This is a genomic window from Mucilaginibacter flavidus (assembly GCF_024055575.1).
GTDB classification, from domain to species: domain Bacteria; phylum Bacteroidota; class Bacteroidia; order Sphingobacteriales; family Sphingobacteriaceae; genus Mucilaginibacter; species Mucilaginibacter flavidus.
Genome location: NZ_JAMXOE010000011.1, coordinates 148068 through 162250, shown reverse-complemented (window position 1 = coordinate 162250; position 14183 = coordinate 148068). Strand labels below are relative to the sequence as shown.

The following is a 14183-nucleotide window of genomic DNA, read 5'->3' as shown; positions in this document are numbered from 1 at the left end:
TACTCTTTTGATATTGATGTCGTTTTATTTTATTAATCTATTCTTAATATCCTGAAAATTCTTCGGTGCGTATGTTATCATCATCAATACCTGACTCATTAAGCGTTTTTCGTATGGAAGTAACCATAGTTGCCGGACCGGCTACATAATAAATCGGTAGCGTTATATCATCGATATATTTTTGCAGCATTTCTTTGGTGAAGAACCCAGTTTCTCCATGCCAATCCTTATTTAATTTCTCTTTATCTGTCATAGAGGGAACAAAAGTGTAGTTCGGATTTCTTTTTTCAGCGCCAAGCAGTTCGTCCATAAACGCTGCATCTTCGGGTGTTTTATTAGCGTAAAAAAGAAATATCTTGTGCGCTGTCTTATCGTGCGTAGCCTGGAGAATTATGCTTCTAACCGGAGTAATGCCAATACCGCCTGAGAGGAAAACTGCGGGGATTTGAGTATTGTTTTGAAGGGTGAATGACCCGTAAGGAGCATCCAGGGTCAGTTCAGTACCTATATCCATCTTTTTCAGGTCCCGTTTGAATGCAGTATCACGCATCCTGGTTGCGAACATGATATCATCTTCATAGGGAGCGCTTGTCAGGGAGAAACCGCGTACGTTTCCTTCCGCATCGGTTTCGGATGGGTTAATGAGTGTGTAATCAGCGAATTGACCGGCTTTATAGGTGAATCCTGCCGGTTTTTCAAAATGAAATGCCATCGTTCCGGAGGCTATTTCCTTTTTGCTTTTTAGTTTGACCTTATAAATGGGCATAGCAACAAAAATTTTAGATTGATATAAAAATATAGTTATAAAAAACTTATTGCGCGCGGTATCCAACTATTCATCACTCCGATCTGAAATGCTTTCGAAACGATGTGTTTGTCTATAACAAATCCATCAGAAAATGGTTTGTAAATAATTGTCATTATAATCCAATTCTGGAAAACTGGCGCCAATGCTAATCAGTTGTGCAATTAAAAAAAATGCAAAGAAATAGAATCATTTACAAACAATCAGAAATTAATCTGTTATATAAAGAGAAGAACACCATAATAAGAATGATTTTTAAGCTTCGTTTTTGTAAGAAAAATTAAATGGCACAATTATGCCTAATGACCCATATCAAATAAAAAGATTATTAAATACTAAAAATGGCACTTTTACATATTACAGCCTTGCAGAACTTGCTAAACAAGGTCATGAGATTAGTAAACTGCCTTTTTCCATTCGCATTTTATTGGAAAACGCATTGCGGAATTTTGATGATTTCGCCATTACCCGGAAAAGTATAGACACCATTCTTAACTGGAAACCCGCTGCGTCGAATAAGGATATCCCATTTAAACCGGCACGCGTACTTATGCAGGATTTTACCGGCGTTCCCGCTGTAGTGGATATCGCTTCGCTGCGTGCTGAAATAGCAAGGAAAGGAAAGAACCCTGATGAAATTAATCCTTTGATCCCTGTTGACTTGGTTATTGATCATTCTGTACAGGTCGATTATTTCGGAACGGAATACGCTTATAGCCACAACATGGATGAAGAGTATAAACGCAATAAAGAACGCTACCAGTTTTTAAAATGGGCGCAAAAATCCTTTACGAATTTCAATGTTGTTCCACCCGGAATGGGTATTTGTCATCAGGTAAATTTAGAATATTTCGCTAAGTGTGTAATTGAACGAAATGGAGAAGTTTTTCCGGATACACTGGTTGGTACTGATAGCCATACACCCATGGTAAATGGAATTGGTGTAGTGGCCTGGGGTGTTGGCGGCATTGAAGCCGAAGCTGTCATTCTTGGGCAGCCCATCTATTTTATTTTGCCTGAAGTGATCGGACTAAAGCTTACCGGGAAAATTCCATTGGGTTCCACAGCTACAGACCTGGTATTAACTATTGCTGATTTACTTAGAAAATATGGGGTTGTAGGAAAATTTGTAGAAGTCTTTGGTCCGGGGCTCGACAACCTTTCTGTTCCGGACCGGGCGACCATTGGCAATATGTCGCCAGAATTTGGTTGTACTATCACCTATTTCCCCATTGATGATAAAACTTTGGAGTATATGCGTAAAAGCAACCGCTCTGAAGAACAGGTAAGGTTAGTGGAAGATTATTGCAAGGCCAATATGTTATGGAGAACCGGAAGCGAAGCTATCAACTACACAGATATTGTAGAATTGGATCTTGCAGCTATTGAACCTACCGTAGCAGGCCCAAAACGTCCACAAGATAAAATATTGCTGAAGGACTTTAAGCCCACCTTCATCGACCTGCTAAACAAAAGCTTTGGACGGAAATATATTCAGCCGCAGGATCAATTAACACGATGGTTCGCAGAGGGCGGCAGTCAGCCCGCACAGCTTCCTTTACCAATGCCACCCGAAACCAAAATTGAAGAAAAGATAGAAAATGGAATGAAGACGGTTTGGGTCACCGTTGGGCAAGAAAAATTTATGATATCAGATGGTGCGGTTGTCATTGCTGCTATTACTTCATGTACCAATACTTCCAATCCTTTTGTTATGATAGGCGCCGGCCTGGTAGCCAGAAAAGCGCGTGAACATGGGCTGGATACAAAGCCATGGGTGAAAACCTCGCTTGCTCCCGGTTCAAAAGTAGTTACTGATTATCTCGAAAAGGCAGACCTGCTGGATGATTTGGAAGCATTGAAGTTTCATTTAGTAGGATATGGTTGCACTTCCTGTATTGGCAACTCAGGTCCACTACCCCCTTATATCGCAAAAGCAGTGGAAGAACACGATTTGGTCGTGGCTTCCGTGCTATCAGGCAACCGGAATTTCGAAGCCAGGATCCATCCGCAGGTAAGAATGAATTTCCTGATGTCACCAATGCTGGTAGTTGCTTATGCCATCGCAGGCAGAGTGGATATTGATTTGATTAACGATCCTATAAGTTACGACCCTAATCAGCAGCCAGTTTATTTAAAGGACATTTGGCCTGCAGACGATGAAATTAATGAGCTGATGAACAAAGTGCTTTCGCCTAAAGATTTTTCAAAGAGTTATGGTGAAATATTTGAAGGCAATGATATTTGGAAAAACCTGGAAGTGCCGGATGATCAATTATATATTTGGGATGCGGCGTCTACTTATATTAAAGAGGCGCCTTTCTTCTACAACATTTCTGATAATGCACAGCCTTTAAAAGACATTTATGGGGCAAGGGCTTTATTAGTGTTGGGCGATAGTATTACTACGGATCACATTTCGCCGGCAGGGCAGTTCAACGAGTATTCACCGGCAGGCAATTACCTCATTAGCAGGGGCGTAAAAAGAGAAGAGTTTAATTCTTATGGTTCGCGAAGAGGACATGACGAAGTGATGGTACGCGGTACCTTTGCAAATGTACGGATCAAAAATAAACTGTCTCAAAAAGAAGGTGGCTATACCCGGCATTTACCTTCCGGGGAAGAAATGTCGGTTTATGATGCATCAATAAAATACCAGCAAGCACAAACACCATTAGTCGTTTTGGCCGGGAAAGAATATGGTAGCGGTTCGTCGAGGGATTGGGCAGCGAAAGGCACATTTTTATTGGGAATTAAAGCGGTGATAGCCGAAAGCTATGAGCGCATTCATCGAAGCAATTTGGTGGGAATGGGCGTTTTGCCACTTCAATTTAAAGAAGGAGAAAATATAGAAAATTTGGGTTTAACAGGGAATGAGGTATTTACAATAACAGGTATTGCCGATGACCTCAAATCTTTAAAAGAAATTCAGGTAATTGCTCAAAAGGAGGATGGGCAGGAAGCTAAATTCCAGGTAATTGCAAGATTGTATTCTGAAATCGAGATTGAATATTATCGCCATGGAGGCATATTACAATATGTGTTGAGACAATTTTTAGATAAGGTAAATTGAATAAATAAACAAATAGAATAAAATTAGCTATTATGAAAAACGATCAACTTTTTCCGGCAGCAACCAGGGAGATCAATGAAAAGAAAGCCGCGCTTGCTCCAGAAATAATAGAAACGTGGCGCAATTTCAGCAAGGCGGTTTTTAAAGAAGGCGCGCTGCCTCAAAAAACTAAACAACTTATCGCGGTAGCGGTAGCGCACGTAACGCAATGCCCGTATTGCATACGCGGGCATACTGCAATGGCTTTGAAAAAAGGAGCAAGTAAACAAGAAATTATGGAAGCTATTTGGGTAGCTTCCGAAATGCGGGCCGGCGCGGCTTACGCTCATGCTTCATTGGCAATGGATGAAATGGGAAAAATAGAGAATCCTGATTTAGGCTAAGTCCGGATACTTATTAATCTATCGTAAACTATCAATCTTGCTTAATGAATATTCGAAACGTTGATCGTTACAATACAACCATAAATGCATTGACTGATGATGACTTTTGAAGGTTAAAAATGTTTCATAAATAATAGAAAGGATTACGATTTGAATAACAATGCCTTTAAACTTAGAAATTGTTTATTAATGATTTTGAAGATTAGACAGTTTCTAAATGTGAATATATTTTATAACGATAAAAAACAAAAACATGAAAAAAATAGCGATCAATGGCTTTGGCAGAATCGGAAGGGCTGCTTTGAAAATAATCATGAATGCTCCGGAAATGGAGGTTGCAGCTGTCAATGACTTAATGAGTATTGATAATGCAGCGTATTTACTCAAATACGATAGTGTTTATGGTAAATATGAAAATGAGGTGAGTGTTTGCGATAATCATTTACTTATCGGGGATAAAAAGGTTTTATTTATATCGGAAAACGATCCGGCCAAACTTCCATGGAAGGAACTGGATATAGATGTCGTAATAGAAAGCACCGGTTTCTTTACAAATAGGGAAGAAGCAGAAAAACATATTTATGCAGGAGCGAAAACTGTGGTAATATCGGGCCCTACTAAAAGCAAAGACACGCCAACAGTGATACACGGTGTAAATTCCACAGATGGGAAGACCTCCATATTCTCGTGTGCAAGTTGTACTACCAATAGCATTGGCCCAATAATAGAGATCATAGATAGAAGAATAGGTATAAAAAAAGCCATATTAAATACAATTCATGCTTATACCGCTTCCCAAGCCCTGGTAGATGCCCCTTCAAAAAAAGCACTTAGGATGGGACGTGCCGCTGCGGTAAACTTAGTACCCGCTTCAACAGGCGCAGCTATTGCTACAATTAAAGCGATCCCTCAATTAGCAGGCAAGTTTGATGGGGTTGCAATACGCACGCCGGTACCGGTAGGTTCTATTTCAGATATTACTTTTGTCGCAGCCAGAAATACCTCAGTTGATGAAATTAATAGTATTTTACTAGAAGAATCGAAAAGTAACAGATATAAACTGGTGTTGTCAGTTTCAAATGAGCCTCTTGTTTCGTCAGATATTGTCCAAAGTCCCTTTGCTGCTGTTGTTGATTTGGAAATGACCCGGGTGGTTGATGGTGATTTGGTTAAACTCATGATTTGGTATGACAATGAATGGGGATTTACCAATCAGATGATCCGTCAGATTTTAGAGATATAACAGAAGAATATTATTTGCTATTTAATAACAACACGTGATCAGTTGAATTAACAAAAGAAATGTCAGTAATGCATGAACTGCGCCGCACGGCGTTTTGGCAAAACGAGCTGTTTTTCGTGGTATAGTTTAATAACTACAAGAATCGGCTATCCTTTTCTCTTAGTGCTTCATGCCTTATTATTACCTTCAGGAAAATCGGCGCCCAAAGTGAGTTCTTTCCAAGCGTTGAAATTATGTTTCATCGCTTCTGTTTTTTCATTAGCAAGAGTATATGCCATTTTGCCCAATAATAATCTCAGGTGTGGTACACCTTCTTCCACTGCTCTTATAACGGCTTCACAACCTCTAACAGGGTCGCCCGCCTGTTTACCACTTCCCTGGAGACTAATATTCATGCGTGCGCCAACGATATCTTTATATTCTTCGATCTTTACAGGGGTGCGGGCAGTTGAGCGTCCGGCCCAGTCGGTTCGGAAAGGTCCCGGTTCTACTATTAAGACTTTTATTCCTAAAGCCGCTACCTCTTTTGATAATGATTCAGATAATCCTTCTACTGCAAATTTTGACGCATGATAATATCCTGTTGCGGTAAAACCGACCAACCCTCCAATGGAAGAGAAATTGATAATATTGCCACTACGTCGCTTACGCATGCCAGGTAGAACAGCCTGTACCATATTCACCAATCCAAAAAAATTGGTTTCAAACTGTGCCCTTATTTTTTCTTCTTCACCTTCTTCAATGCTGGTGAAGTAACCATACCCGGCATTGTTAACTAATACGTCAATCTTGCCAAAGGATGCTTCAGCTTTTGCAACTGCCGATGATACCTGGTCTTTCTTATTTACATCTAAAGGCAAAATTATTGCTGTGTTTTCATATCCCTCAGCAATGTCTTTTATTTGGTCAATGTTTCTTGCGGTTATTACAGCATTCCAGCCTCTTCCTAATATTAGTTTTGCCAGTTCTCTTCCAAACCCTGTTGAGCAACCAGTGATGAACCAAACGGGACTATTGTTATTTGCCATTGTGTATGTTTTATTGTAACTATTCAGATTGCGTGTAAGTTAATAAACTGAAATTAGTCAAAAAGGTTTTATTAATTCCTCTTGAAATGAACTTCTATTTTGTCAACAATTCAACTAGTCTATACAAAAAAACTGCTGGTAAGACCCCGTGTTTACCGAAATGATCCAGCAATTGGCGCTTCATAATAGTTTAACGCTGCTGGTCGCCAGGGTGCGTAAACCTAAGGATAAGACTTCGGGGGAAAGCGAAGTAAAACTGGTCTATCAGCGGGTCTATTCCCCATCAGGAATAAGGAATTCTTTAGCCTTTCCGAATTAAATAAGGCCATACTGAGGAAGCGAATACCTCTTATTATATAGGTGTAAAGAAAGTTTGTCGTTAAGTGTTCCTTCAATTCATGAGCATCATGACGATGACGAATCCATCAATTCCAATAGCTGTTGCGTCAGGTAGCTTTAACTATGCTTTTGGCGGTATTTACCACGTTTTCTACGGTGAATCCAAATTTCTCCATTACTTCTTGCCCCGGTGCAGACCTGCCGAAAACGTCAATACTTATAATGCGGCCTTCCCGCCCGATGTATGCATGCCAGCCGAAAGAGGTTCCAGCTTCGATTGAAACTCTTTTTTGCAGATTGGCAGGAAAAATCTTTTCTTTATACGCTGCATCTTGCCTTTCAAATAGTTCAAAAGAAGGCATACTTATCACCCTTGCCTGAATGCCTTGCTTTTTGAGTTCTTCCTGTGCGCCCAATGCCAGTTGCAGCTCTGAACCGGTGGCTACAAGAATCAGATTAGCGTCACCGGAAGCTTCACTTATGATATACGCGCCTTTTTCCAGGTTATGCGCTGAAGCAAATTTCTGCTGATCAATAACAGGGATTTTTTGACGGCATAAAATCAAAGCTACAGGACTTTTCTTACTGGCAATCGCTACCCTCCATGCTTCAATGGTTTCATTGGCATCCCCCGGCCTGATCACAATCAGGTTAGGCATGGCACGCAAAGCAGCTATCTGGCCAATTGGCTGGTGTGTTGGTCCGTCTTCACCCATCCCTATGCTGTCATGGGTAAATACATAAATTACAGGTTCCTCAGATAGTGCTGCCAGGCGAATGGCGCCCCGCATATAATCTGAAAAAGCTAAAAAAGTACCACCATAAGCTTTGATACCGATTTTTGCAATCATACCATTTAAGATCGCTCCCATTCCGTGTTCACGCACCCCGAACCATATATTGGTCGCTTCATAACGGCCGGGTTGAAAACTTATATCGTGCTTTGTTGGCATTTCAGTTGAGCTGGCCAGGTCGGCAGAACCCCCTATCAGGAATGGGATGCTTTCTTTTAATATTTTCAGGGCTGTCCCCGAAGCCTGCCTGGTTGCCAAAGGGCCTTCAGATACTTGAATAATTGGCAATTTTGCATCCCATTTTTCAGGCAACTTACAGGTTTCAATCAATTTTATTTCCGCAGCTTCTTTCGGATACAGCTTTGTATATTCTTCCCGTTGATGCTTCCATTGATCCTGCAGTCGTGAACCTTCGATACCCTTTGTTTGCATGTGCTCATAAACACCGTCGGGCACAAAAAAGAATTCGTGCGGGTCAGCGCCGAAAAACTCCTTGGTTTTAACAATATTTTCTACTCCCAAAGGGCTGCCATGTGCTTTGCTGGTATTTTGCACCGGGCTGCCATAACCTAAAATTGTTCGAACCGCAATGATGGATGGCTTATCTTTATGCTGCTGCGCATTTTTGATTGCTGATTCAATCTCATCAAGATCATTGCCGTTATCAACTTGTTGTGTGTGCCAGCCATAAGCCTCAAAACGTTTTAAACGATCCTCAGTGAAAGCAAGGCTGGTTGGCCCGTCAAGTGAAACATGGTTGTCATCATAAAGGCAGATGAGTTTTCCAAGTTGTAAATGCCCTCCAAGTGAGGCGGCTTCAGACGAAACGCCTTCCATGAGGTCACCATCACTGGCAATCATATAGGTATAGTAGTCAAATATTTCCTGATCCGGCCGGTTATAAGTTGCAGCAAGAAAAGCTTCTGAGATACAAGAGCCAACGCTGTTTCCAAACCCCTGGCCAAGCGGGCCCGTGGTAACTTCCACTCCAGGAACTAACAGCGATTCGGGATGTCCTGGCGTCTTGGAATCCATTTGCCTGAAGCGTTTAAGATCATCCATGGATAAATCATACCCTGTTAAATGCAGCAAGCTATATAGTAGTGCACAACCATGACCCGGAGATAAAATAAATCGGTCACGGTTGAGCCAGTTGGAATCCTTAGGATTATATTTTAAAAACCGTGTCCATAGAACATAGGCCATAGGTGCAGCGTCAAGTGGTAAGCCAGGATGGCCTGAGTTTGCTTTTTGCACCATATCTATGGATAAAAACCTTAGTGTTTCAATAGATAGTTGTTCGATATCTGTGGTAGTGCCGCTTAATGTTTGTTCTTGCATGATGTTGATTGCTTTAGATATTAACGTTTTAATTTCTATATCGTTTTAAGTAAATGAGTTCTTTCCATAATGAGGGCATAAAAGTCAGATTGGCTAATTGAAAGACTTTAACAACTACGAAAATGAAGTTGCTTTCTATTGAATTTACGTCATCCATTAGCTATTTAAACTCTATCCAGGCAGTATACCATGGCCCTTTTCTTGCCAATAAATCAGTCCTATAAACAGTTTATCGAAAGTGGCCAATTCTGCTTTCTTCTTTTCCAGTTGTTCGGTTCTCTTCTTTTCATCCATATCAACCAGTAATGAAAGATAGGCAATGATATTACCGGTTTGGGAGTTGATAAACTCGTAGTGTTTAAGTGCGTTCTTCATAAAAATAAATTATTTATGATTCCTGGGACTCAATAGCTGACGTTATAGATATTATTAACCTTTTATCCAGAGTATGTCCTATCAATATGATCCAGCCTTGCAATTCATGCTGTAACCAACAAACCCTGATATTATCGCTTATTTGACTGCTTAACACTGTCTTATAAATGGATTCATTACCTCTATAAACTATTTTCAGAACCTTCACATGATATGCCTGTAATAAATAATGAATTGTTATCATGAATATTTTTGATGATGACAGTATGTTATGTATTTTGACCGGTATCTCTTCTTTAATTATTTCATTGGGAAAATAAGCGTTGGGACTTGGTATAAGTATATCAATATCTGTATCTTCCCTAGTTAGAATATCGGACTTTATTTTTTTCGGAATAACTATAGAATCATGAGATGCATGAACTAACATATATGATGGCAGTTAAATAAAATGTGGAGCCTGGGTTGTTATGCTGGCGCAAGCGAAATCCCGGAAAGACCATTTCGATTTAGAATCAGGTATTTGTATCAGCTATAGTTATAAACCAAATTATGCTGGATAAGTTTCGAATAAGCTAAAATAATTGCGATTAAGAAAACCGGTATAAAAAACTAAAGATGACTAAAATTTGCGATGTTAAGTCTTTTAATCATTATTGATTTTATACAACGAAAGCTGGCTGAAATGCATAGTTGGTGGTTTCTATTACAGGTTAGTCGCAAAAAGGTTCATGGAATTGGTCAATCAAAGATTGTGAATCATATCATTTACATATGAAAAATGTAGACTAATTGTTTTATCATTCAATACGTTAATCCTTTTATAGGAACTGGAAAAATGAAACTTTCCAGAAAATTATTGTGTGCTCTTGACACATGGTCTTTAAAGGATTTCATGCTTTGATGCATTGTTGCCGCATAAACTTTGTCAAACTTTAATAACAAACTTTCCAACTTTTTAAGCTCTGCCTTTATAGCAGCATCCCGCTGTGTTTTACCTTTAGGTAATTCATCATCAAGTTGTTGTAGTGTATCTTTGAACACCAGATCTGCCTTTTTATAAAAACCAATAAGTAAAGGATTGCAGGTGTACGTTTTCATATGATCGAATTCAACTGCTATTTTCTTTTCCTGATCGTCTGTTTTACCATCTGAATTAGCAGCAAGTAAAGAAATATAAACTGGAAATTTCAAAAATGCCAGCTGATCAGTATTGGAAAGATTTTCAAATACATTAACCATAATATTTTTTTCAAGGTTATAAATGTTTAGAAAAAATAATGCAATAGTTATTTTATCATCACAAAGATATATAATCACGTTCCTTGGTAGATATTAAATAATCTATGGATTTCTTACCTCTTTATTTTTTGCCGCATCATTCTCTTTATTTGTTTTTTCCTGGCCGATGCCCATGGTCAATGCTGTTAATCCGGCCATGCTGCCCAATTGCATGGTATCCACTGCTGAACTGGGCACGATTACGATGGTTGAGTTTTCCTTTAAGCCTTCATAAAGCATATTCATCGCTCTTAAATGCAAAGCTACCGGATTGTTTGCGTAGGTAAGAGCTGCTTCTGCAAACTTCTCAGCCACCTGCCTTTCCGAATCTCCCAGGATTACCCGGGCCTGTCGTTCTCTTTCTGCCTGTGCTTGCATAGACATCGCATTCTCTAATGAGGCAGGAATCAAAACGTCTTTAACTTCTACTGAATTAACATTAATGCCCCATGGTTCTGTGCGTTCATCAATAATCTTTTGCAGCATACTGCTAATTTTGTCCCTTCCTTCAAGCATCTCCGATAGCATGGTCTTTCCAATAACATCGCGCAACGCGGTTTGAGAAGCCCAGCTGATCGCACTTATATAGTCTGCAACTTCCAGGGCGGCCTTTTGCGGGTCCAGCACTTTCCAAAACAATACCGCATCCACATCAACCGGCACCGTGTCTTTGGTAAGGGTTTTTTCGGCTTTAAACGATGTGGTGATCACGCGGGTGTCGATCCAGTAGGGTATGGTATCCAGAACCGGGATGATAAAAAACAGGCCGGGGCCCCTTAAGGATTGAAATTTGCCCAGCCGCAGCACCACGGCTTTGTCCCATGGATCAGCGATTTTTATAGCGGAAGATATAAACCAGGCTATTATAAATGACCCTGCCGCAATGATGATGCTTTGCGCAGGATCTGAAACGTTATATGCGGCATGCGTCCAAATCAGGCCAATGCCGAAAATTATAACAAAAATTATTACAGAAAATAAACTTTTACTTTTCATTTCAAATTAGTTAAATCGTCTTCAAGAATCTTTTTCTTTTCCTGGTATTCTTCAGTCGTGATTTGTCCTGAAGCAAATCGCTTCTGCAAAATGTCAAGTGGAGATTCTTTCTTTTTTCGCTGACCGGGGACATCATAAGGCGTTGCGAATATCCAAAAAAGCAGAATAAGCCAAATGAACCACCAAATGAAGTTCATTCCCCAAAAATTACTATTGTAAAACATGATTTTGATTTTAAGAGTAATTGAACAACTACTGTTAAAGCTAAACACCATTATGCAGTTAAGTGTTTTACATTCTATTGATTTGTTACTTATTCATACTTTTTGAGAAATGATGCTTCGTATATCAAACAAATAAAGCAAATCGATATTTATAAAGATACCGGTTGTCGTGCGGTCTCTTGTTTTTAAAAAATACAATCACATGAATTCTAAGGATAAATCAAAATTGCCGCTGGTTGTCATTGCTGGCGGCGGCTTTGGCGGTCAACAGGTTGCCAGGAAGCTTGAAGATAAGCCGGTAGATGTGCTAATGCTGGACAAGCATAATTACCATACTTTTCAGCCTTTGCTTTACCAGGTAGCTATAGGCAGCCTTGAGGCCGACTCCATTGCTTTTTCATTAAGAAAAAATTTTGCAGGCCAAAAAAATTTCCATTTCCATATTGCGGAGCTTACAAAAGTAAATCCTGAAAAGAACACCATTGAGACCACTATAGGCGAAATAGCTTACGATTACCTCGTGATCGCCACGGGGTCAACTACCAATTTCTTTGGCAATAAAAACATTGAACACAATGCAATGCCGATGAAATCTATTCCAGAAGCGCTTAATTTGCGGTCGCTTATATTACAAAACATAGAAGAAGCTGTACTGTTAAAAACTAAAGAAGAAAGAGAGCCTTACCTTAATTTCGTATTGGTTGGCGCCGGCCCTACAGGGGTTGAGCTATCCGGGGCATTAGCGGAACTGCGCACCCATATTCTCCACCGGGATTATCCTGAACTCAAAAAAGATGAGATGAGAGTTTATTTGGTTGATGTTCAGCCAAGGGTAATAGCGTCTATGTCAGAACAAGCCTCAAAAGCTGCACATGAATTTCTGACAAAGATGGGTGTTGAAGTACTTTTAAATGTAAAAGTGGAAAGCTATGATGGCAGCGAAATAAAATTTGAAGATGGCAAAAGCATCCCTACTAAAAATGTAATATGGTCGGCTGGCGTGATGGGTGTTGTACCGGATGGTATATCAAAAGATATTATAGAGCGGGGCAACAGGATCAGAACAGATAATGTTTGCAGGGTTGAAGGCGCTTCCAATATTTTTGCAATTGGTGATGTTGCGGCAATAATAAGCAAGGAAACGCCAAAAGGGTATCCGGGTTTAGCTCAGGTTGCCATACAACAAGGAAAACATGTTGCCAAAACAATACTGCACCTGGTTAATAGCGAAGTCACTGTACCGTTTAAATATTCTGATAAAGGATCATTAGCGACAGTAGGCCGTAATAAAGCTGTTGCGGACCTGGGAAAATTAAAATTCCAGGGATTTTTTGCATGGCTGACATGGATGTTTGTTCATCTCATTTCTCTTTTGGGTTTCAGGAATAAGGTAGTTGTTTTTATTAATTGGACAATGAGCTACCTTACCTACAATGGAGGAGCGCGCCTAATAATCAGGCGCTTTGTTAGAGATGGTGTCCCGCAAAAAAGAGAATTAGACGAAAAATGACTGGTAAATACCAAGATCAAGACTCATTGTTATCTGATGTGCTGGTAACTAAACAATGGAGCAGGGTATACTGCATCATTTCACATATGACTGCATCAAAAATTGGCGGAATGCCGATGCGATTATCGCACCAACTAACATTTATTTTAAAACACAATTTATCAGAATAAAGGTTATAAAGATGTAAGGATATTAATATTTAGTTATGAAACGATTTCTTGCTTTTTTAATCATTGTGCTGAGTGTATATCTCCATTTTGTTACTGCTTAATATGATATATACAGAAGGGTCTGACGAATATTTGGGCATGCGAAAGTGTGCAGCCTGCTTGGCTGAAATTATTGAAGCAATCGTGAACTGACTTGTTACTACGAAATGAAGAAACAACGCTTAAATCTCGTCTACTGGTAAAGAGGTTCGTTTATCCTGTCAAATTATGGCTAATAAATTATTATAAACCGATTAGTTAAAGTTTTACCATAAAAATTATAATGATCATACAAGAAGTTTTATTTCAGCTGAAAAGCGCAACCTCACCAGTTTTCAAGATACTACAGAGCAGCGATCATGTCAAAGTTATCGTATTAGGTTTTAAAAGAGGGATGATCTTAAAAGAACATCAAACGGCTATACCCGCAAAATTAATAATTATAGATGGTAGCGTAATTTATAAGGAAGCCGGGAGAACTGTAACCATGAACAAATATGAAGATGTGGATATACCCATTAATGTGACACATTCTGTTGAAGCGGTAGAAGATAGTATTTGTTTTTTAATCAAGGGTTAGCT

General features: G+C 39.6%; 12 protein-coding genes. 5 read left to right on the top strand and 7 right to left on the bottom strand.

All coding sequences use genetic code 11. From position 1 onward, the window contains the following. Positions 1–43: 43 nt before the first annotated feature. Complete coding sequence (locus tag NAF19_RS17105; RefSeq protein ID WP_252791395.1) at positions 44–766, bottom strand: FAD-dependent oxidoreductase; 723 nt, start codon at positions 764–766, stop codon at positions 44–46. A gap of 334 nt (positions 767–1100) precedes the next feature. On the opposite strand from NAF19_RS17105, the gene acnA reads away from it, so the two are divergent. The 3 genes from acnA to gap all read left to right on the top strand — a co-directional run bounded on the left by acnA (position 1101) and on the right by gap (position 5504). Continuing rightward, on the top strand, positions 1101–3878 hold the full coding sequence (acnA, locus tag NAF19_RS17100; protein WP_252791393.1) for an aconitate hydratase AcnA: 2778 nt from the start codon (positions 1101–1103) through the stop codon (positions 3876–3878). Between the two features lie 32 nt (positions 3879–3910). After that, positions 3911–4261, top strand: coding sequence for a carboxymuconolactone decarboxylase family protein (locus tag NAF19_RS17095; protein WP_252791392.1), 351 nt, complete (start codon positions 3911–3913; stop codon positions 4259–4261). Between the two features lie 253 nt (positions 4262–4514). After that, positions 4515–5504, top strand: coding sequence for a type I glyceraldehyde-3-phosphate dehydrogenase (gap, locus tag NAF19_RS17090; RefSeq protein WP_252791390.1), 990 nt, complete (start codon positions 4515–4517; stop codon positions 5502–5504). A 167-nt stretch (positions 5505–5671) separates the two neighbouring features. Here gap and NAF19_RS17085 read toward each other — a convergent pair whose 3' ends face one another. From NAF19_RS17085 to NAF19_RS17060, 6 genes are all read right to left on the bottom strand, one after another. Then, positions 5672–6532 (bottom strand): oxidoreductase, encoded by an 861-nt coding sequence (locus NAF19_RS17085; RefSeq protein ID WP_252791388.1) that lies wholly within the window; start codon positions 6530–6532, stop codon positions 5672–5674. A gap of 446 nt (positions 6533–6978) precedes the next feature. Then, positions 6979–9006, bottom strand: coding sequence for a transketolase (gene tkt, locus NAF19_RS17080; protein ID WP_252791387.1), 2028 nt, complete (start codon positions 9004–9006; stop codon positions 6979–6981). Positions 9007–9177: 171 nt separating this feature from the next. Further along, positions 9178–9381, bottom strand: coding sequence for a hypothetical protein (locus NAF19_RS17075; protein WP_252791385.1), 204 nt, complete (start codon positions 9379–9381; stop codon positions 9178–9180). Between the two features lie 804 nt (positions 9382–10185). Beyond that, positions 10186–10623, bottom strand: a complete 438-nt coding sequence (locus NAF19_RS17070; protein WP_252791383.1) for a hypothetical protein — start codon at positions 10621–10623, stop codon at positions 10186–10188. 102 nt (positions 10624–10725) lie between these two features. Then, positions 10726–11658 carry a slipin family protein gene (locus NAF19_RS17065; RefSeq protein ID WP_252791382.1) on the bottom strand — a complete coding sequence of 311 codons (933 nt, stop codon included), beginning with the start codon at positions 11656–11658 and terminating at the stop codon, positions 10726–10728. Then, positions 11655–11882, bottom strand: a complete 228-nt coding sequence (locus NAF19_RS17060; protein ID WP_252791380.1) for an SHOCT domain-containing protein — start codon at positions 11880–11882, stop codon at positions 11655–11657. The genes NAF19_RS17065 and NAF19_RS17060 overlap by 4 nt, the downstream gene beginning before the upstream one ends. Positions 11883–12084: 202 nt before the next feature. On the opposite strand from NAF19_RS17060, the gene NAF19_RS17055 reads away from it, so the two are divergent. Together NAF19_RS17055 and NAF19_RS17050 are read left to right on the top strand one after the other, a co-directional pair. After that, positions 12085–13392 (top strand): NAD(P)/FAD-dependent oxidoreductase, encoded by a 1308-nt coding sequence (locus tag NAF19_RS17055; RefSeq protein ID WP_252791379.1) that lies wholly within the window; start codon positions 12085–12087, stop codon positions 13390–13392. 492 nt (positions 13393–13884) lie between these two features. Beyond that, the gene (locus NAF19_RS17050) at positions 13885–14181 is read left to right on the top strand and encodes a cupin domain-containing protein (protein WP_252791377.1); all 297 of its coding nucleotides are present in this window, start codon (positions 13885–13887) and stop codon (positions 14179–14181) included. Positions 14182–14183: the final 2 nt, after the last annotated feature.

Coding starts and splice junctions, on each gene's coding strand:
- NAF19_RS17055 (WP_252791379.1), top strand. CDS start 12,085: ATGAATTCTAAGGATAAATCAAAATTGCCGCTGGTTGTCATTGCTGGC.
- NAF19_RS17050 (WP_252791377.1), top strand. CDS start 13,885: ATGATCATACAAGAAGTTTTATTTCAGCTGAAAAGCGCAACCTCACCA.
- NAF19_RS17095 (WP_252791392.1), top strand. CDS start 3,911: ATGAAAAACGATCAACTTTTTCCGGCAGCAACCAGGGAGATCAATGAA.
- NAF19_RS17070 (WP_252791383.1), bottom strand. CDS start 10,623: ATGGTTAATGTATTTGAAAATCTTTCCAATACTGATCAGCTGGCATTT.
- NAF19_RS17060 (WP_252791380.1), bottom strand. CDS start 11,882: ATGTTTTACAATAGTAATTTTTGGGGAATGAACTTCATTTGGTGGTTC.
- tkt (WP_252791387.1), bottom strand. CDS start 9,006: ATGCAAGAACAAACATTAAGCGGCACTACCACAGATATCGAACAACTA.
- NAF19_RS17085 (WP_252791388.1), bottom strand. CDS start 6,532: ATGGCAAATAACAATAGTCCCGTTTGGTTCATCACTGGTTGCTCAACA.
- NAF19_RS17065 (WP_252791382.1), bottom strand. CDS start 11,658: ATGAAAAGTAAAAGTTTATTTTCTGTAATAATTTTTGTTATAATTTTC.
- acnA (WP_252791393.1), top strand. CDS start 1,101: ATGCCTAATGACCCATATCAAATAAAAAGATTATTAAATACTAAAAAT.
- NAF19_RS17075 (WP_252791385.1), bottom strand. CDS start 9,381: ATGAAGAACGCACTTAAACACTACGAGTTTATCAACTCCCAAACCGGT.
- NAF19_RS17105 (WP_252791395.1), bottom strand. CDS start 766: ATGCCCATTTATAAGGTCAAACTAAAAAGCAAAAAGGAAATAGCCTCC.
- gap (WP_252791390.1), top strand. CDS start 4,515: ATGAAAAAAATAGCGATCAATGGCTTTGGCAGAATCGGAAGGGCTGCT.